Here is a 19,948-nt window from a genome sequence, read left to right as displayed (position 1 = left end):
GATAAAAACCTAACTGAAATGCTTTCCTGATTTCTTTAGAATCTCTTGCCGTATAAATAATTCGCAATCCAGAGTCAGTGAATTCATCTTTGATTGATATCATGTTTTTTCTCATTCGTTGGTAATTCTAATATTCTCTTGATTTAGATCAACCTTTAGGCAAGCATCAGGTTTTTTTTTAATGATATTGAGTAATTCTTGTTCAGTGAGTTTAGAAGTGTCAACAATCGAATGATCACAAACGCTACAGACTCTACTTTTTTTTCCGTCTTTGCTTGCAGCTAATGAGGACCATTTAATCTGAAACGGACAATCCAGTTTTTTGATTAGGTCGCCTGAATCGGTGAAGAGTGACTTTGTTATAGGATTAAAAATCATGTAAAGAATTAAGAAGCAGAAGTTGTTAAAATTTGGTCAACGATTTTTGAAAAAATATCTGGTTTCTTACCTATTCCTTTTATTCTAATTTGCTCCTCTAAAAAATATCCAAATGGTCTCATTTTCCTATAGAAATCATCCTCTGAATGAATCTTACTCATATTAAATCTATGGAAATCATCTATAAAATCTGATAGAGGCTTTGTTGTTTCAAGTACTTTTTGATATAAAAGCAACGAATCAATATTAACAATTGTAAGAGGTTGAATTCTATTCACATTAAACCCTTCCTCTTTCAAAATTAACAGTTCTTGATTATACCACTGGTCTACAAAATCTTTGAAGCCTAAAACTTCATATTGGAGATCATGAAGAACAAGAATCGGATAAACTTTAACCTCTTTCTGATTTATCCCCTTATCAAAAGGAAAATCCTTTCTTAGTACTCGAGTAACATTTTTAATTAATTGCAAAACGGCTCCATTTTTTAAACTACCATTGGCTTTCTCTTCAAAGTCAAGAGTTTTACCAAATTCTTCATCATAAACATTATAGTCAAACGAGAACTTTTTGTCTGCACGAATTAAAAAGTCTTTTGATTCAAATAACAGAACTTTATTTCCTATTCTTAAATAGTAGTCAGGTGCAGAATTAATCCCCATGTCATCAATTTGTTTTCCAGAGTATTGAATAGCCTTAGGATAAATTGATTCAATTGATTTATACAATAAAATCTTTTCTGAAAACTCCAGTCCATACATCCCCTTTAAATCTGGAATTCTGTTCTTTTCTAATAAGTCATTTATCTCCCTTAGCTTAAAGTACAATCCTTTGAAAATCAATTCAGTAGCAAAGATGTCAAATATGATACGATATTTCCCTTCGCTAGTTTTTAAAATTGGTTTAGACCTTAATGTCAAAAAGTCACTTTCATTTGTTGAATCATAAGGTGTGACAATTAGTTTTTCTAAAAACTTTACATTTTTGTCATAGGAATCATCTTTAGAAACAATTAGGTCTGTGTTCCCTTCCACTGCCCTATTTATTACATTTTGAGTTATCGGTAACAGGCTCTCTAGGTATTCTCTCCAATCCTTTACCTCATAGTATTTGCAAAATTCATTCAGTAATGGTTTTGTGTTCTCGTATGACTCTAGAAATTCAAAAAATAGAAAAGCCTTTATAACTTGAGCCATCCAGATTTTTTCAAGTTTATAATTTGATTTATCAAAAACCGCATAATGTGCTGTGAATGTTAATATCTGAATTCTAATCTTCTGATCAATGTCATTGGTAGTTTCAATTGCTTTCATCTGTCTATTTGAAAACTCTGTATTCAGGACTAATAAGGATTTAAATAAATCCCTCTCTAATTTGCCGTTATCATAAGCACCTTCAATTCTCACAGCGCCTAATGCAATTTCTATTACCCTTAGTCCAGAGTATTCATGAAAAACACCTACAGGTTTTCTAGCCCTTTTTCTCATTTCAATCATATGCTGTAGAATATTTTCTTTGAATGCATTATTCTCTTCTGAAAAGAAAATATCAAGGAATGATTTTGGGTCTTCTAATTTTTCCCGATTTACATTGTAAGTCAATAAAAATGAAGATGCTTTGATCAAAAATTCTGTGCTTATTTCAGCTAGGTATTCTTCTGCTGCTAGCATTTTTTCATTTGGAAAAGCATCTTCAAAACATAAAATGAGTCCCATTGAAAAGGAGTCGTAGTTTCTGGTCATTTATTAGAATTAAATTGGTTTACTAATTTTAATATAGAGGTACGGTTTTTTACTATCAAATAGGAAATGAGTTTCAAAAGGTTTTTTCTCCAAGAAATCTAGGAGTTTAGTGGTGAAGAAAGGGTTGTTAATCCTTCTAAAGAATTCTCGGTGGCGAAAATCAATTTTTTAAAGTTATTCTAAAAATAGAGTATACCCTTGGATGTGATTTTTTTTAGCCCTTTTTCAGGGAGGTAATTGTCTAAAAATGAAACATTTATCACAAAAATAGAGTATATGTATATGTAATTTAAAATTGTGATAATATGAAAATCCTTTACACCCGTGTTTCGTCCATTGACCAAAATCTTGACAGGCAGAAAACAGATACAAACTTTGACCTTGTCCTGGAGGATAAATGTAGTGGAGCCATTCCATTTTTTGACAGAAATGGTGGAGGTGAAATTCTAAAATATATAAATCATGGAGTTCTTAAAGAATTGCACGTGTGGGAAATTGATAGGCTTGGACGAAATCTTAGAGACATCCTAAATACCATCCACTTTTTCACTGAGAAGCGAATACCAATATTTTTCATCAATCAGGGTATTCGAACTATTGATGCTGATGGAAAGGAGAACAGTATAACTAAGCTTATGATATCAATCTTGGGTACCGTTGGAGAGATGGGTAGATTGCAATCCAAGGAAAATCAACAAGCTGGGATTGCGATTGCAAAGCTAAAAGGCAAATATAGAGGTCGTAAACTGGGTGCAAAAGAAACAATTCTTGACTTTTTGTCCAAACCACAAAGCAAACAGGTTCTGGATTATTTGAAAAAGGGATACAAAGCAAAAGAGGCGGCTAAACTTGCTGGAGTGCACATTAACACTGTCACGAAAGTTAAAAAGCTTGGATTGAATACATAAGAATGTCTATTGATTTGACCTTGTTGAATCATTTAATATTTAGTCCTTCCTTACCTCAGTACACCGTAAAACTTTTAGATTTTACATTCCAATAGAGGACTAAATTTTGGTGAGGTTTCAAAAAGTAGTATGCACATTGAGGGTAGTCAAGCATCGGTTGTGAACTAAAAAACATTGTATAATATATCTACTCCCTACCCAGTACGTATCTTCCCGTTGCCTAGGGGGGGATTCGGGGAGGTCTTCTAGACCCACGCAGGCATGCATGAATTGGTTTTTTGAAAAAAATTTTTCTAGAAAATTTTCACTATTACCATTTTTAACTTTTTTAATTGAATATCAATGGATTAGATCAAAATATTTTTTTGATTTAAAAATTAAATTTTAGCAATTTTCTTCACCTATCCGTTGAACCATAGAAATTTTAAAGATATGGAAAAATCAGCTTTCAAAATTGAACTTGAATCAAGAGAAGAATTTTTCCTTGTTGAAGGAAAGAATTTCCAATGTGATCAATTGGTTAGAAGAAGTGCTGAATTAATTACAATGATCGACATGGTGGATAAAGAGATTTGGTGGTACGGAAATGATAACGATTTCTTTCTTGCACTTCATTCCAAAAAAAGAAATGAATCCAATTTTATTGAGCTTGAGGATTGGGGGTACCTAGATTTTTTTGTAGAGAGTTTTGGAGTTGAATTCCGTGCCTTCAAGCTCAATTAATGTCTTAGGAGTAAAATAATTTGAAGTTTTTTTAATTTTTTTTAGAGGGTAGAAAATGATATTAATTTAATAATAGGTGATTAGCTAATTTTTTAAAAGTCTGTTTCTAGCTAAATATGGCACTTTCTTGAATAAGTGGAAAAGAAAATATTTACCATATTAATATGATATTTTTATATTAATTGAATTATAATATTCTGTTTTTCCGAGTGAAACCAAATTATCCCTTTTTATGTATAACTGATATATGAAACAAAAAATGGGATTGGAGACCCTAAGCCGAGATGGTTTAGGCTCCGCAGTAAAAGGGAAATATTCCCTAGAAAGAGAAAGGCAAATAGACTTTCGATTTCTAATGGTGGCTAGTAAAAAACCTAAAAACGCTTGCGAGTATAGCAATGGTTTTAGAGGTGATTTCAGCTTGAAAAAAACATATCAAAAGGCTCAAAAAAGGGATTTTTCAATGATAGGTGCGAGTACCTATGCATTTTATTATTTTCCCTCTTTTGCTATTCAATCAAAACTATCAATCTCATGGTAAAAAAGCTTAATTTTCCTTCTTTGACCTTCAAAAAGAAGAAATTCTATTTGAATGGTCCCTATGAGTTGATTAGACAAAAGATTAAATCTGTCTTGTCTAACTATTTTGATGATGATGTGAAAATTGAATCTCATTTGAGATATCATTTCATCAAGTACATCTATGTAATTGATCGAATCCTAAGAGCTAATAGGTATTGGAATAAATCATTGACTGGTTTCCATTACTTAGATTATAAGTCCTTGTTTCAAATTACTAATCATAGGTCATATGAGCTTAAAGATAAATCTAAGATGACCATGGCTAGGATGGTTACAAGGGTACTAGAAGAAGCAGGTCTTCTTGAAAGGTCAAAGAGATTCTCAAGAAAAAAGAATTTGAGTTATGAGTATAAGGTCTTAGAAATTCCAGGTCATCAATTCGAATTATTTGATTTAGAAGATTTGGATTTAAATCAACATGACCAAATATTCTTAGAAAAACTTGAAGATTATCAAAAAACTAAGTTTCACCTTGATTCTGATATTGCTGAAAAAATGACTATTTGGATGCAAAGTTTAGATTTTTCAAGAGTGAAAACCTTTAAGTTATCCAGAAATCATTTTGAATATCTACTTCTCTTTGAAGAGTCTAAATTTCAGGTTCTTGCTGGTACAGGAAGAATTTACAACAGTTTCACAAATTTACCTAAGACAATTAGAAAGGATGTTTTGATTAATGGTGAGTACTTAGGAGACTTGGATATTGCGAATGCTCAAGCAATTTTCTTATGTAAAATAGTAATTGATAGACTAATAGCAAAGAATAAAGTACTTACTGAAACCACAAGTGAGTTTAAAACATGGGCTGAATTGGGTAAGGCATTTGAATTTCTGAATGGAAAGGAAAATTTCAAGTTTAGTCAAACGAGAGAAGCATTTAAATCTGCATTCTGGAGTCTTCTGATGGACAAATCTTCTAAATCTCATACATACGCTATTTATTCAAAGGTTTTTGAAAAAATACCTCAAATAATGGAAGTGGTTGATGAAATCAAAAAGAAAGATCATAGAGTAATGAGTCACCTTTTGCAAAGGGAAGAATCTAGGGTGATGATGAGATGCTACGAAGAAATTATGAATGATGTAATCAGTAGTCCTATTCATGATGCATTATTCTTCCCTTTCAGTCAACGGGATTTAGTTATCCAGAAAGTATTAGAAACCCTTGGAGCTATGGGAATAAAATGTACGATTAAATGGCAGGGTAATTTTAATGATGGAAAATGGAAATCTGGTATTGAAATGACCTTTACGCCTGAATTAGAACATTCAGAAGTCATGTATTACCACGCCACCATGTTCAAATGGTACCCTGCAAAGTACAAATCGATGGATAGTAAGAACAATGATAAATCTTCAATACTCCCAGTATACCGAATAGTATCATAATTAAAACAAACTAATAATTAAATAATTTAAACAATAAGAAAAATGAAAAAATCAGAAAAAGTACTGAGAATCAACAATGTTGATGAATTATCACCGAAGAAAATGCTTCAGCTAGATGATTCGATTTATGAAGGGAAAGTAAAAACCATCCTACTGGATGGAGTAGAGGTGACATTCTCTCTACTGCTATGTGCCCATATCAAGTCCTTGATGGAAAAAGATAAGCTAATCGAGGGGTTTTATCCTTGCTTGCTCATTGAGAATAATATTGAGGAAATTTTGGGATTGGTCTTTAATGACGGATTTCTTCCTGATGAAATATTCGCAATGGGTGCAGGGATTTATCAATTTGATGATCAAGATGAATATCTTTTGGCTTACCCTGAAAATCCTTATAGAAGACAATTTTCTCTGGAAGAGTCTTGGATTCAAAGATTAAAAGCAAAAAAAGGCTTTTTACGCATTCAAATTTCTGAACTCCAAAGGCATTTTCGAAACGATGGTCATATACTCGAAACAGACGCATATTACGAAAATTCATTTCCAATATTTAACTATTGTGGATTTGAGGATTACTTCCTGAATTGGCTAAGAGGACACGATTTCATTTTGGAGGAAGGGAAATTTATTGTACGCAATTCGGATTTCGATCAAGTAGCATAATGACTTTTAGATGAGGCCTATTTCAGCATAAAAGAGGTCTTTACCAGCACGAGCACTAAGCTCAACAAATAATCATAAATATCTGGTTTATAAATACCTGCATTTCTTCTCGAAATGCATGCTGGGTAGGCTTTGTCTAAAATTTCTTAAAGAAATTCAAATAATGATAACATTAGAAAAATATAACAACGTATTAAATACTGGGTGCCCAGGAAAGTATTCCAGAGAGCAAGTGATTCAATTAAAGAGTTGGATCGAAGAATTGGTTTTCATAGAGATTGAAATACTTGAAAATCAATTAACTGAATCAAAAAGTATAAATATTAATAAACAAAAATATGCAGCATAAAGGAATGAATATAATAGCTTATTGTAGGGTATCAACTGACGAGCAAGCAGAAAAGGGGTTTTCCTTAGGGTACCAAGAAGAAGCATTGAAAAGATATTGCGATCAAAACGGTTATAATCTGATTGATGTATATAAAGAGGATTTTACAGGGTTTAAAGACTTCAACCGTCCTCAATGGTTAAAAATTGAAAAATTTGTAAAAAACAATAAAGGCAAAATTCAAGGTATTCTTTGTCTTCGATGGGATAGGTTTTCCAGAAATGAACCTGAAGCATCAAGTAAATTAAGAGAATTTAAAAAGAAGGGTATTGAGATTTTCATGACAGAATCTTACGCAGACCCCAAGAGTATTGAAGGTGATTTTCTTAATTCTATCCATATGCATATGGCTCAGATGGAAAGTAAAAAGATTTCTCAACGAACTAAAGAGGGTATGAGAAGAGGGATGATTGAAGGATACTGGATGTATAATGCTCCTTTCGGTTACATGAAAATAAAAAATGATTCAGGGAAATCTATCCTGTCCCCACATCCCAAACAATCTTTGGTAGTTCAAGAGATTTTTAAAAAAATGGCTTCAGGCTTATATAGTGCTGGGGAATTAAGAAAGATGTATTTCCTAGAATTGAATAGAATGAGTAAAACTAACTTTCATTATCTCCTCAAGAGGATTGTTTTTACAGGACAAATTGAGGTTCATGCAACTGAAAATGAGCCTAAAAGAATTGTTAGGGGTGTTCATCCTCCTATAATTACTGTTGAAACTTTCAATCGGGTCCAAGATATTCTTGAGGGTAAGAAAATAAAGCCGAGGTCTGTATTGCAAAATGTTGAGATGTATCCACTTAAATCTTTCATTCATTGTATTGATCATAATAGATCATTCACAGGTAGTGGATCAACTAGTAGATCAAAAAAAATATACCACTATTATCACTGCAATATCAGCAATTGCAAACATCGTTTTTCGATTAAAAAAATTGATGAAATTTTTATTGGATTCCTTTCACAGCTACAATTCCCAAATGAGATAGTATGTCTTTATAGTGAGGTACTTGAAGATGCTCTCGAAAAAAGGAGAGAATCTGGTGCTTTCGATAAGAAGGAATTAAAGATAAAAATGGAAAAGTTGTCTTCAAGACTTTTATTCCTCAAAGACCAATATTTTGATCAAGAAATAGATTCTCAAAATTTTCTTGCTCTTAAAATTGAAATAGAAAGTGAAATTCAAGTTTTAAAATTGGAAGAGGAAAACTGTAAATCTGTGTTCATTCCCTTTAAAAGTCTATTTGATGATAGTTTAAGGATTTTGCCAGATTTGGTAAGGTACTACAGAGAGGCTGATGGGTTGACCAAACAAAAGTTGGTTGGTTCAATCTTTTCTGGGAAAATTGAATTTTCTGATAATGAAGTTCGAACCATTCCCTATAAGGATTTTATTGCTCGAATATTTCTGATTTCCAGTGAATTACAATCCTATAACATGAAAAAGGCTGACAAAAATGTCAGCCTATTCAGTCTTGCTCCTCCTCAAGGACTTGAACCTTGGACCCTCTGATTAACAGTCAGATGCTCTAACCAACTGAGCTAAGGAGGAATTTTGTGTTTCATTCGGAGCTTCTTCCGAATTGGTGATGCAAATGTAGGAGGCTAAGTTATTTAATCCAAATCCCTTTTTGAAAAAAAATTAGATTCCTTAAGTTCAAGCTCACTTCTGTTTCGCTTTCAGGCACTTATTTTTTTAACTTAATAAATTTTCTTTTACCGAATCGTCTACATGGATTCATCTGGCAGATAAAAACAGATTTATCTCCTTAGATATTTAGACTATTTTTTTTAACTTTTATTGCCACTAATCAGGAAATACACATGGAGGAATACGCGATTACAATAAATGGAAAGAAAGTTTCGGTTCAAGCTGAAGCTGATATGCCCCTACTTTGGGTCTTACGAGATCTACTCTCAATGAAAGGAACCAAGTTTGGATGCGGTCAGGCACTTTGCGGGGCTTGCACGGTTCATCTGGATGGTCAGGCCGTCAGATCCTGTAGTTTGCCGATTTCTCAAGTAGGTGATGGGAAAATAACCACGATTGAGGGACTGTCGGAAAAAGGAGATCATCCACTTCAGGATGCTTGGGTAAAACATGTTGTGCCTCAATGCGGCTATTGCCAAGGGGGGCAGATCATGACTGCTGCCGCCTTGTTGGCAGTAAACTCTAGTCCATCTGATTCGGAAATAGAAACCGCTATGCAAGGGAATCTTTGCAGGTGCGGAACTTACAACCGAATCAAAGAAGCCATCCTTACTGCCTCCAAATCCCTGTAATCCCTATCAGCTATGAAAAATTTTATTCCATTTTTAAAAAATAGAAACAAGGAAGATCAGTCAAAGATTTTTGTTCCTTCCCGAAGAGATTTTCTAAAATTCAGCTCTTTAACAGCCGGTGGATTCCTTTTGGGAGTCAATTTCCAATGCGCAGGACCTAAAGGCGAAACCATCACTTTTGCACCCAGTGTCTATATCTCGCTTACCTCTGATAATGAAGTAACTCTGATTGCCCATCGATCTGAAATGGGAACAGGAATCCGAACTTCCCTGCCAATGATTATGGCGGATGAGTTGGGTGCTGATTGGAGCAAAATCAAAATCGTGCAAGCAGAAGGAGATGAAGATAAGTACGGCAATCAAAATACCGATGGCTCTTTTTCAGTTCGGATGTTTTACGAACCGATGCGAAAAGCAGGAGCTACCGCCAGACATATGTTGATTAATGCCGCTGCTACAAAGTGGGGAGTTGATCCTTCCGAATGTATTACTGAAAATTCTCAAGTGCTTTTGAAAGAAAGTGGGAAGAAAGTCGATTTTGGAGAGCTGATCGAAGCACTTCAAACCATGGAATTGCCAGATCCCGAAAGTATCAAACTCAAGGATTTTTCTGAATATAAGCTCATTGGAACTGATGTGGCCATCTATGATGCTCGCGCGATCGTAACTGGTCAGGCAAAATTTGGTGCAGATATAGATCTGCCAAATATGCAAATAGCTGTCATTGCTAGAAGTCCTGTGGTTGGGGCTAAGATTGTGTCTTATGACGATAAATCTGCTATGGCTGTTCCTGGTGTGAGCCAAGTCGTCAAAATAGAAGGGGCTGGGATCCCTCCCGGACTAGACAAACCATTGGAAGGCTTGGCAGTAGTTGCTTCAAATACTTGGGCAGCTAAAAAAGGTCGGGATGCGCTAGTAATTGAGTGGGATTTAGGTCCAAATCAGACTTATAGTTCAGCGGCACAATTGAAAGACATGGCTCAGTCCACCCTAAAAAATGGGAAATCACGAAGAGCTCGAGGTGATTTTAATTCAGCAAAATCTTCTGCCACAAAAGTATTGGATCGAACCTATCTGGCGCCCTATTACGCGCATGCTACTATGGAGCCTATGGCGGCGATCGCGGACTACAAGACAGATGGTAGTGTAGAGATTTGGGCGCCGACACAGCATCCGCAGTGGGCTAGGGGAGCAGTTGCAGGAGCATTAGGAATCGAATTGCCTAATGTTAAAATGAATGTCACCTTGCTGGGTGGAGGATTTGGAAGAAAATCCAAGCCTGATTTTGTGGTGGAAGCAGCTTTGCTTTCCAAGGCAGCAAAAACTCCGATTCGTGTTCAGTGGACTCGAGAAGATGATATTCATCACGATTATTACCATTCCCACAGTGCACAGCGGATCGTAGCGACTTTAGATAGCTCAAATCAATTGACCGGATGGAATCATCATACCGTTTTCCCGGCAATTGGAGCCACGGCTAACGCTGCTGAACTACACCCTTCGAATGGAGAAATGGAATTGGGATGTCGGGATTTTCCCTATGATGTGCCAAATATTCGAATCGAATCACATGAATCAACCGCACATACTCGAATTGGCTGGCTTCGCTCGGTAAGCAATATTCACCATGCTTTTGCGATCCATGCCATGATGGATGAAATCGCTGATGCCAGAGGGATGGATCCGATTGAAAATGCCTTACAACTTTTGGGTGAAGACAAGGATTTGACTTTTGAAGGTGAAATGGAAGGTGATTTTGAGAACTATGGGGAAAAGCTGGAGGACTTTCCATGGAATACCGGAAGAATGAAAAAAGTCATCGAAGAAGTAGCTCAAAAATCCAACTGGAAGGCTCATCGAGATTCAGGAAAGGCCATTGGATTTGCAGCTCATAAGAGTTTCTTGACCTATGTGGCCTGCGTCGTTTTGGTAGAAAAAGATGCAAATGGGAATTTAAGTATTCCGGAGGTTCATTATGCGGTGGATTGTGGGATCGGAGTAAATACGGATCGAATCAGATCACAATTTGAAGGAGGAGCACAATTTGCCACTTCTTTGGCCACGACTTCCGCCATCACCTTTGAAGATGGAAAAGTCCAACAGCATAATTTTGATACATATCAAATTACACGGATGTCTCAAGCTCCAAGAAAGATTCACGTGCATATTGTTCCGAGCATGATCAAACCGACGGGTGTAGGAGAGCCCCCTGTACCTCCCTATATTCCAGCTTTGGCTAATGCAGTTTATAAATTAACAGGAAATCGGATTTATGAATTACCCTTCAAGATCTAGATAGAAATAGTGATCAGTAGGCAGACTTCAAGTCCTAGAAAAGCCTACTGATCTTTTGTGCTGAATTTCCGATTCATTGTTTTGATGTATTTTATTTTCCGAAAACGAAGTGCTGACCAGTCCTCGTCAATAGCGATTTGTCTTACTCCTTCGAAATCATGGGCCTCCAATTCTCCCCAACCTGAATCCCGATTGATGGTAGCTTTGTACTTCTTGCTTGTCTTTTTGGGATAAGCAATCCAGAGTTGCTGATCATCAGAAAGAAAGGCTAACATCTGTTTTAAAATCTCATTGAGTTCCTCACTGCTTTTAACAAACCCCAATAGAAAACCCGGGTTTTTACTACAATCAATAAGGCCACTTTTTATCCAGGATTGAAGAGTAGCATCCAACTTTTCAGGTGAATTTCAGACCTGAATATTCAAGCCTACTTTCCAAGTCATTTTCTTTAATAGGGGATCCGTTTTGTTGGAGTTAGTCTTTAAAAATAAGCCGAATAGGTTATTTATCGATTCATTTCCTGCTTTTTCCGTAATTTCAAATCTTAAAGTCCCATAAATGCGAGTTATAACAATCTTATTTCTTTTTCTTTTTTCCAATTCATTAGTAGCTCAAGACTTTGACTCTACCTTTTTAGGCCCAAAAGCGATCAAAGAAATCAAGGCAGATAAGTTTGAAGAGTTAAGCGGCATTGCTTTTAGCCGAGTTCATACCGGTATTTTCTATGGCCATACAGATAGTGGAGGGAAATCCTCGGTTTACATGTTTAATTCCGATGGTGAGGAATTAGGTGAGATCAAACTAGACAAAGTGGAAAACAGGGATTGGGAAGATATCGCGGTAGGTCCAGGGCCTGGAGGTAAATCCTATATCTACATCGGAGAAATTGGGGATAATGCCGCAGTTCACGATGAGGTGTTTATTTATAGAATTCCTGAGCCAACTAAGTTGAAACCAGAATCTGAGGAAAAGCCTGAAAGAATCAAATTGACTTACCCCGGAGGCGCTCGGGATGCGGAAACGCTGATGGTGGATCCGATTTCAGGGGATATTTACATCATATCCAAGCGTGATAAAAAAAATAACATTTATTGTCTTCCGGCTGATCGATTCAGTGACGAGGAATTTGAATTGGAAAAAGTAGGTGAGCTGAATTTTACCAGTTCGGTAGCAGGGGATATCTCTGCTGATGGGAATCAAATTCTGATCAAAAGCTATTTGAATATTTACTATTGGACTCGGAAACCAGGGGAGTCCATCGAACAAGCGCTTTCTAGAGAACCTCTAATGCTGATCTATAATCCCGAACCGCAAGGCGAGGCGATTGGTTTCCAGCCTGACGGAAAGGCTTACTATACCATAAGCGAGAAGCGATTTGATATCAACCCTACACTTTATCGCTATGAAGCCAGAAACTAATCAACAGACTAGCCAGCATATTTTGATGGTTAGACCGGCTAATTTTGGTTTTAATCCCGAAACAGCCGAGAATAACTTCTATCAGCAAAAAGATGAGCGGAATGCTGCGGAGATTCGGGAATTGGCGCGAAAGGAGTTTGATGATTTTGTGGCGCTTTTGAGAGATCAGGGCGTGAATGTGATTGTGATTGAGGATACAAATTCTCCTGTAAAGACAGATGCAGTATTTCCTAATAATTGGTTTAGCACGCATGCAGATGGGAAATTGATCTTGTATCCTATGTATTCTCCAAATCGAAGGTTGGAGCGTAGAATGGATTTGATTGAGGAATTGATGCGGCTCAATTTCAAAGTAGGAGAGATTGTTGATTTGAGCTTTTTTGAAAAAGATGGGCAGTTTCTCGAAGGAACCGGAAGTATGGTCCTGGATCATAAAGCGAAGTTGATATATGCAGGGTACTCCGAGCGAACCCATAAACTTCCTTTGGATTATGTAAGTAAACTTTTAGGCTACGAGGTAGTCGGATTTAATGCAGTTCAGGAAATCGATGGTCAGGTGACTCCAATCTACCACACCAATGTAATGATGCATGTCGGGACAGATTTAGCAGTGATTTGTCTGGATAGTATTCCAAAGGCTTCTGAGAAATTGAAAGTCCAAAAGAAATTAGCTGAATCGGGGAAGAAAATTGTACCCATTTTGGCTAAGCAGAAATTCAACTTTGCCGGGAATATGCTCGAAGTCAGTAATGATGGTGGAGAAAAGTTTACCGTAATGTCTCAGACAGCTTTAGATTCGCTGAATATTGGGCAGATTCAATTAATTGAAAAATATACCACGATCATCAGTCCAAGTATTCCTACAATTGAGAAGTTGGGTGGAGGCTCCGCCAGATGTATGATGGCTGAGATTTTCTTGCCGAAAGGAGAATAAAAAAAGGGCGAATGATTTTCGCCCCTACAAAAGAAATAAGTTTTTTTAAATCAAATCCCGGTATAATTCCAAGGTGTAATTTTACGGAGCTCCTCTTTGATCGCATCCGATACCGCTAATCCTGAAATGAAAGTAGAAATGGATTCTGCAGTAATTTTGGTGTTAGTTCGAGTGAGGTCTTTTAAGGCTTCATACGGTTTTGGAAAAGCCTCTCTTCGTAATATCGTTTGGATTGCTTCCGCAACTACTGCCCAGTTATCCTCCAAATCTGCATGGATTGCAGCTTCATTCAGTTCTAATTTTCCCAGCCCTTTTTTCAAGGACTCCAATGAAATCAGCATATGACCAAGCGGTACACCAATGATTCGAAGTACGGTGCTATCTGTCAGATCCCGTTGAAGTCTTGAGATCGGAAGTTTGGCTGCCAAATGCTCCAATAAGGCATTGGCAATTCCAAGATTTCCCTCTGCATTTTCGAAGTCAATTGGGTTGACTTTATGTGGCATCGCTGAAGATCCAATTTCCCCTTCCTTGATTTTTTGCTTGAAATAATTCATTGCTACGTACTGCCAAACGTCTTTGGACAAGTCCAGAAAGATGGTGTTGATTCGTTTTAATCCATCAAAAATTGCAGCCAGATTATCATAGTGCTCGATCTGGGTAGTTGGGTAGCTTCGCTCCAAACCAAGGTACTTGTCCACAAAATTGAAAGCGAATCCATTCCAATCAATGTTTGGATAAGCCACATGATGTGCGTTCATATTCCCAGTAGCTCCGCCAAATTTCGCGGAAAACGGCACTTGTTCCAATAATTCCATTTGACCTTTTAAGCGAGCTACGAATACGTTGATTTCTTTACCAAGACGAGTAGGAGAGGCGGGCTGCCCATGGGTTTTGGCTAACATTGGAATCTCTTTCCAGTCCTCAGCAAGATCATGTAGGATTTCCATCACTTCTTCGATGACAGGGAAAATCTCCTCATGGAGCCCTGTTTTCAGCATAAGTGGAGTAGCGGTATTATTGATGTCTTGAGAGGTCAGTCCAAAATGGATAAACTCCTTAAATGCATCTAAGCCAAGGGAATCAAATTTCTCTTTCAGAAAATATTCCACCGCTTTCACATCGTGATTAGTGACTTTCTCGGTGTCCTTGATTTTCTGGGCATCTTCCAATGAAAAGTCAGTAACCCAAGATCGGAGTGTCGGAAATAAACTATGATCAAAAGCTTTCAGTTGAGGCAGAGGAAGTTCACATAGCGCAATGAAGTATTCCACTTCTACATGTACCCGATATTTGATCAGGGCAAACTCAGAAAAATAAGCTCGAAGTGGGGTAGTTTTGCCAGCGTATCTACCATCTACTGAAGTGACTGCTGTCAGTGCATTTAATTCCATTTGATTCGTTCTATTGGTTTCAGGATTTCAAAGTTAATTTTTTGGAGGCAAAACTTGGATGAAAATTCACTAAATCCCGATTTTAAAAGGAAATAATCCGAACCACCTTAGTCTTCTAGAAGTTATCCTTATCAAATAATTAACTCTATAGCCTATTATTCCAAGCGTGGGGTTAATTTTGCAACCGATCCAAAAAAAGATAAAGCTTAGATTCCGAATGTTTAATTTATTCAAGAAAAAGAAAGAGGAGGTAAAAACGAACTCGTATTTACCATTGAAAGTGAGGGAGGTAGTCAAGGAAACAGCAGATACTGTCACACTGTATTTTGAACAGCCAGAGCCGTTTTTAGAGTATAAGCCAGGTCAGTTTTTGACTGTGATTCTTGATTTTGAAGGGAAAGAGCAGCGCAGATCTTACAGTCTTTGCACTTCTCCTTTTGTAGATCCCTATCCTGGGATTTCTGTAAAAAGAGTTGATGGAGGTTTATTTTCCAATTTTCTGAATGAAAAAATCTTTCCTGGAAAGACCATCAATATGCTTCCTCCAATGGGGCATTTTACAGCTGATTTTCATTCCAAAAATCAACGTCATTTTTTCCTGGTAGCTGGTGGAAGTGGAATCACTCCAATCATGGGGATTCTGAAATCTGTTTTGGTGAATGAACCAAAATCAAAAGTCACATTGCTATACTGTAGCCGTAATGAAGCGCAAATCATTTTCAAGAAAGAATTAGAAAAGCTAGAATCAGCAAATCCAGAAAGGCTTCAAGTGATCCATAATTTGAGCCAACCTACTGATTCATGGACTGGTCTTCGTGGAAGATTGACTAAAGACAGGGTGCAGGTCTTGGTTCAAAAAGCAGAGAGTGAATCTGATTTTTCCAAAGAATATTTCATTTGTGGACCTGATGGTATCATGGATACCACTCTTGAAGTTCTAGATCAATTCGGAGTTTCGAAAGATCAAATTCATAGAGAAAGTTTCTATTCAGCTGCTGCTGAAAAGGCTCATGAAGCTGCCGTAAGTGGAAGTCTCGGAGGTCTCACTCGCGAAGTGACAGTTGAATTGGAAGGAGAGGAGCATTTGATCACAGTTTCTCCCGATAAAACTATTTTAGAATCAGGACTTGCTCAGGATTTGAATATGCCTTACAGCTGTCAAAGTGGTCTTTGTACTGCTTGCCGGGGTAAATTGATCACAGGAGAGGTGAAAATGGATGAAGATGCCGGCTTGAGTGAAAAAGAAATAGCGGCTGGTTACATTCTTTGCTGTGTGTCTCGACCGATAACTTCGGATGTAAAAGTGAGAATTGAGTAGATTTCAGGAAGCAGTTCGCAATGTGAAGTGTGTAACCTTTGAGGTTATTTTAACTCGAAGGTTTCGCTAACAATTAGTAGGTAGAAAGGTATGGAGACTGCGAGCTGAGTTTAACGAGTTGATTTCATTTTAGTAATTAAAAAATTGGAAGGAAAAGAATTACGTAGAATTTATAAAGGAACAGAGCAATTGATTCTGATTTTGATGGCAGTAGTGCTTCCTGTTTTCGGGATGATTTATCTCTACCATAATTCTGGGAACCTCAATTGGGATCTACCAGTAATTCCAGCAATTGTGGAACAGATTTTAATGGGTTTCGGGATTGGGCTGTTGCTGGTACAGTTTCTTTTATTTAGAAAAAGAATCAATTCTAGCTTTTTAACAGAAGAATTGATCCTAAAACTTAAAGCTTATATGAATGCAACTAGGGAGCGATATTTCCTTTTGTTTTTGATTTCATTGATCAGTTCTGTTGGATTACTCTTTTTTGAAAATGCAATTTTCATCGTGATTTTTGCAGTGACTTTGATCTTTTTTTCTGTAGGAAAACCTACTCCAGACCGAATAGGAAAGTTGCTCAAACTTGATAAAGAACAAAAAGAGCTGATTCGTCTTGCCTCAAGACCTGACTAAAAAAAATGCCAATCTGAATCAGATTGGCATTTTGCTTTTTAGTGCTGGTTGGTTTAGTTTTCTATAGTAATATTTCCTGAAGTAATGCTTCCTTTTACCCATGCATCTGAACCGTTATCCATTTCCAGAGACTTTCCTGAGCTGATGCCTCCTACTTTTACATTTCCCGATGAGGCTTTGAGTGAAAAATTGAATGCCTTCAAATTTGAAGGAGTCTGTACTTTGAAATTTCCTGAAGAACCCTCGAAGGACGTGTGATCTCCTAATCCTGCATTCTCTGCCTTAATGTTTCCGGAAGTGAATTTTAAAGTTCCCAAAGATCCAATATTATTTAATCGGGCATTTCCTGAAGTTAAAGAGATGTTTATCTCTCCATTGATGTTTTCCGCATCCAATGATCCGCTGGTTGATTTGTATTGTACATTACCGCTTACATTATAAATATCTGCATTTCCGCTGGTGAGTCCTGCAATTACATCTCCTTTAACCCCATCGATTTTTAATGAACCTGAAGTAGCTTGGATATCTAAATTTCCGGCTATAGTTGAGGCACTGATTTTTCCAGAAGTAACTTTCAAAAGTGTTTCGTCATTCGAAACATTGTTAACCATCATAGAGCCTGAGCTATTTCGAAGTTGAAGAGCTATCTCTTTAGGTCCAGTGATTTTGATATAGCCTTTGTTTTTGCTGTTCCAAGAGTAGTTGTTTTTGCTTCGCTCATAGGAGATTTTCAACACATCACCCAAGGTCACAAAAACAATATCTTGGTTGGTTTCATTGGATTCTAAATAGGCTTCTACATTTACTTCGGATCCAGATCCACCTTCATAAGTCACATCCAGCCATCCCCCATTTACTTCGATGGACTTGATATTGGAGTAAGACTTATTGGCATCGACAAGTACATTTTGAGCGTAGCTAATTCCCGCTACCAAAAGTAGAGAGATACTAAGGGTAAAAATTTTGAAGAGATTTTTCATAATAGATTTTAATTAATGATCACGCCAAAGCTGATCGCGTTGAGTTTAGGTCCTTTTCCTGATTCGAATACTTCATTGAAGTCGTAGTTAAAAAACAAGTCGAAATCGCCTACACCTATTTCAGCTCGACCTCCATATCTGAAATTTGAGGCATACATATTTGATTTTTCAAAAATCTTTTGTTGCTCTCCGCTGGCATCATCATAGACGAATTTACCTCTGCCACCGAGCCTGACTCCTGCATATCCTCCGATTCCGAAGCGAAGCTTTCCATCATTGGTTAAAATCGTAGGGACTAGAGATATATTGGCGTAAGAAGCAGAGATTTTAGACTTGGTTCCTGTTCCTGCGGTGAATTCTTCGAAAGAGATTCCAGAAGGAGTTTTTACAGCGATTAAGTCCGTGTCTTCCAATTTGAAATTGTAGAAACTCGCTCCGATTCCTGTTTTCAAATGGAAATTTTTAGAGGCTTTATAAGTGCCCACCATATTCAAGTTGACATTCCAAGAACCCCAAGGCTTTACTTGAGGAGCATTGTCGGTTGGTGACCAAAGATTCAGACCCAAGTCTACTTCGAGGTCTGAGCTAAATTTCCCAGGCTTGTTGTTTGACAAGTAGTTATTGTAATCTTCTGTCTCGAATTGCCAAGAGCTCGTTCCGTTATTATATTTTTCATAATACCAGGTATTGCCAAAGACGGTGTAAACTTTCTTTTTTTTCACATTGCTGCTATCAGCAGACTGAGCGGTCAATGAGCCAATGCTCATAAAAAATACCGCAGTGATGAGTAATAGTCGATTCATTATGTTTTTGGTTTAGTTTAAAATGAGGTGAGGGTATGCCTCACCTCAACTGTTTTTTAGAATACAATTCCAAAAGTGATTGGATTCAGTTCTGAGCCTTTTCCAGCCTGGAACAATTCATTCATATCGTAAGTCGTGAAGAAAGTCACTCTGCCGACACCTACTTCGCCTCTAAGTCCATATCTGAAATTTTGAAGATAGAGTCCCGTATTTTGCTTGTCCTTTTTACGGCCAGATCCCTCAAGCTCTCGATACACATACTTTGATTGTCCACCTAATCGATATCCTGCATAAGGACCAACTGCTATCCGAAGACCTTTTCCGCCATTGTCATTCATTTTTCCAAAATCCAGTTCAAGCATCGTCATCGCAGTAAGATAAGAGGCGGAGATTTTGCTTTTAAATCCATCTACATCGTTTCGCTGTAAGAAATCGATCTGATTATCACCTCTTATAGCTTGGAAATCGCGATTCTCGAATTTGAAATTATAGAATTGGAATCCAATACCGAAGTCCCAGTAGAAGCCTTTAGAGATCCGTTGTGCTGCCATCCAGTTTAATCCCACGTTCCAGCTTCCCCAGCCTTTGACCGCATAGGGGTTGTCTGAGGAAGGGAAATCGCCATTAGAATCTAAGTAGTTATTTACCCCGAGGTCTATATTGAAATAGGTTCTAAATGGAGGGTCTGATTTTTTCTTAAGACCGGATTCAATTTTGACTTTGGTGTTATCACCAGTTTCGTCTACAAATACTCGAATTCCTCCGATGTAAACTTCAGTTTCCATTCCATCTTCATTTACTCTGACTATATCCTTAGAGGTTCCGTCTTTTTTCTGAATCTGCACGATGGTCAACTCACCATTTTCTTCATTTTGTTTCAAGTCAAGCTCACGGATGATTTCATTGATGTTCATGGATTTCAGCTTCTCAAAATCCTCTTTGTTATTGACAATAATGACTACTTTCCCGGATTTTCCGAATTCTACGATTACAGAATCAGAGTTAATTTTATGATCTAGTGTGGGCATTTCGTTAGATGCAAATCCAATCTTTACGATTGCCATCAGGCAAAATAATAGCAGGTATTTTTTCATGATAAAATCAAATTAA

Annotated in this window: 18 protein-coding genes and 1 tRNA gene; 12 read left to right on the top strand and 7 right to left on the bottom strand. The window is 37.1% G+C overall.

The features are described 5' to 3' along the window. Positions 1–386: 386 nt before the first annotated feature. Complete coding sequence (locus P8O16_RS03520; RefSeq protein WP_300310921.1) at positions 387–2,120, bottom strand: hypothetical protein; 1,734 nt, start codon at positions 2,118–2,120, stop codon at positions 387–389. A gap of 305 nt (positions 2,121–2,425) precedes the next feature. Here P8O16_RS03520 and P8O16_RS03515 point away from each other — a divergent pair, with 305 nt between their 5' ends. From P8O16_RS03515 to P8O16_RS03490, 6 genes are all read left to right on the top strand, one after another. After that, on the top strand, positions 2,426–3,028 hold the full coding sequence (locus P8O16_RS03515) for a recombinase family protein (protein ID WP_300310919.1): 603 nt from the start codon (positions 2,426–2,428) through the stop codon (positions 3,026–3,028). 432 nt (positions 3,029–3,460) lie between these two features. Then, positions 3,461–3,751: a hypothetical protein gene (locus P8O16_RS03510; protein WP_300310917.1), complete on the top strand. Its 291-nt coding sequence runs from the start codon at positions 3,461–3,463 to the stop codon at positions 3,749–3,751. Positions 3,752–4,285: 534 nt separating this feature from the next. Beyond that, a complete protein-coding gene (locus P8O16_RS03505; protein ID WP_300310915.1) occupies positions 4,286–5,722 on the top strand; it encodes a hypothetical protein in 1,437 nt (478 codons plus the stop codon). A 42-nt stretch (positions 5,723–5,764) separates the two neighbouring features. Further along, positions 5,765–6,385 carry a hypothetical protein gene (locus P8O16_RS03500; RefSeq protein WP_300310913.1) on the top strand — a complete coding sequence of 207 codons (621 nt, stop codon included), beginning with the start codon at positions 5,765–5,767 and terminating at the stop codon, positions 6,383–6,385. A gap of 163 nt (positions 6,386–6,548) precedes the next feature. Continuing rightward, positions 6,549–6,734, top strand: a complete 186-nt coding sequence (locus P8O16_RS03495; RefSeq protein WP_300310911.1) for a hypothetical protein — start codon at positions 6,549–6,551, stop codon at positions 6,732–6,734. Further along, a complete protein-coding gene (locus P8O16_RS03490; RefSeq protein WP_300310909.1) occupies positions 6,724–8,292 on the top strand; it encodes a recombinase family protein in 1,569 nt (522 codons plus the stop codon). Before P8O16_RS03495 ends, P8O16_RS03490 begins: the two co-directional genes overlap by 11 nt. On the opposite strand, the gene P8O16_RS03485 is transcribed toward P8O16_RS03490, so the two are convergent. Continuing rightward, positions 8,258–8,331 (bottom strand) — tRNA-Asn (locus P8O16_RS03485). The genes P8O16_RS03490 and P8O16_RS03485 overlap by 35 nt on opposite strands. Positions 8,332–8,603: 272 nt before the next feature. On the opposite strand from P8O16_RS03485, the gene P8O16_RS03480 reads away from it, so the two are divergent. Next, on the top strand, positions 8,604–9,062 hold the full coding sequence (locus P8O16_RS03480; RefSeq protein ID WP_300310907.1) for a (2Fe-2S)-binding protein: 459 nt from the start codon (positions 8,604–8,606) through the stop codon (positions 9,060–9,062). 12 nt (positions 9,063–9,074) lie between these two features. Next, entirely contained in the window at positions 9,075–11,357 is a 2,283-nt protein-coding gene (locus tag P8O16_RS03475; RefSeq protein WP_300310905.1) for a molybdopterin cofactor-binding domain-containing protein, read from the top strand. A 44-nt stretch (positions 11,358–11,401) separates the two neighbouring features. Here P8O16_RS03475 and P8O16_RS03470 read toward each other — a convergent pair whose 3' ends face one another. Next, positions 11,402–11,632, bottom strand: coding sequence for a hypothetical protein (locus tag P8O16_RS03470; protein WP_300310903.1), 231 nt, complete (start codon positions 11,630–11,632; stop codon positions 11,402–11,404). Positions 11,633–11,915: 283 nt separating this feature from the next. Between P8O16_RS03470 and P8O16_RS03465 the strand changes: the two genes are divergently transcribed. Then, positions 11,916–12,776: a hypothetical protein gene (locus P8O16_RS03465; RefSeq protein ID WP_300310901.1), complete on the top strand. Its 861-nt coding sequence runs from the start codon at positions 11,916–11,918 to the stop codon at positions 12,774–12,776. After that, positions 12,760–13,710 (top strand): citrulline utilization hydrolase CtlX, encoded by a 951-nt coding sequence (gene ctlX / locus P8O16_RS03460; RefSeq protein WP_300310900.1) that lies wholly within the window; start codon positions 12,760–12,762, stop codon positions 13,708–13,710. The genes P8O16_RS03465 and ctlX overlap by 17 nt, the downstream gene beginning before the upstream one ends. Positions 13,711–13,760: 50 nt before the next feature. On the opposite strand, the gene purB is transcribed toward ctlX, so the two are convergent. Next, on the bottom strand, positions 13,761–15,104 hold the full coding sequence (purB, locus tag P8O16_RS03455) for an adenylosuccinate lyase (protein WP_300310898.1): 1,344 nt from the start codon (positions 15,102–15,104) through the stop codon (positions 13,761–13,763). A gap of 217 nt (positions 15,105–15,321) precedes the next feature. Between purB and P8O16_RS03450 the strand changes: the two genes are divergently transcribed. Together P8O16_RS03450 and P8O16_RS03445 are read left to right on the top strand one after the other, a co-directional pair. Next, positions 15,322–16,422, top strand: coding sequence for a ferredoxin--NADP reductase (locus P8O16_RS03450; protein WP_300310896.1), 1,101 nt, complete (start codon positions 15,322–15,324; stop codon positions 16,420–16,422). 144 nt (positions 16,423–16,566) lie between these two features. After that, a complete protein-coding gene (locus tag P8O16_RS03445; RefSeq protein WP_300310894.1) occupies positions 16,567–17,055 on the top strand; it encodes a hypothetical protein in 489 nt (162 codons plus the stop codon). Positions 17,056–17,108: 53 nt separating this feature from the next. Here P8O16_RS03445 and P8O16_RS03440 read toward each other — a convergent pair whose 3' ends face one another. Genes P8O16_RS03440 through P8O16_RS03430 form a run of 3 tightly spaced genes read right to left on the bottom strand, consistent with a single transcriptional unit; the run spans position 17,109 to position 19,932 of the window. Further along, positions 17,109–18,035 carry a DUF4097 family beta strand repeat-containing protein gene (locus P8O16_RS03440; protein ID WP_300310892.1) on the bottom strand — a complete coding sequence of 309 codons (927 nt, stop codon included), beginning with the start codon at positions 18,033–18,035 and terminating at the stop codon, positions 17,109–17,111. Positions 18,036–18,043: 8 nt separating this feature from the next. After that, complete coding sequence (locus tag P8O16_RS03435; RefSeq protein WP_300310891.1) at positions 18,044–18,838, bottom strand: hypothetical protein; 795 nt, start codon at positions 18,836–18,838, stop codon at positions 18,044–18,046. Between the two features lie 56 nt (positions 18,839–18,894). Beyond that, entirely contained in the window at positions 18,895–19,932 is a 1,038-nt protein-coding gene (locus P8O16_RS03430) for an outer membrane beta-barrel protein (RefSeq protein WP_300310890.1), read from the bottom strand. Positions 19,933–19,948: the final 16 nt, after the last annotated feature.

The sequence above is a fragment of the Algoriphagus sp. genome, assembly GCF_029254265.1.
Lineage (GTDB): Bacteria > Bacteroidota > Bacteroidia > Cytophagales > Cyclobacteriaceae > Algoriphagus.
This window is presented reverse-complemented; position numbering and strand designations above follow the sequence as displayed.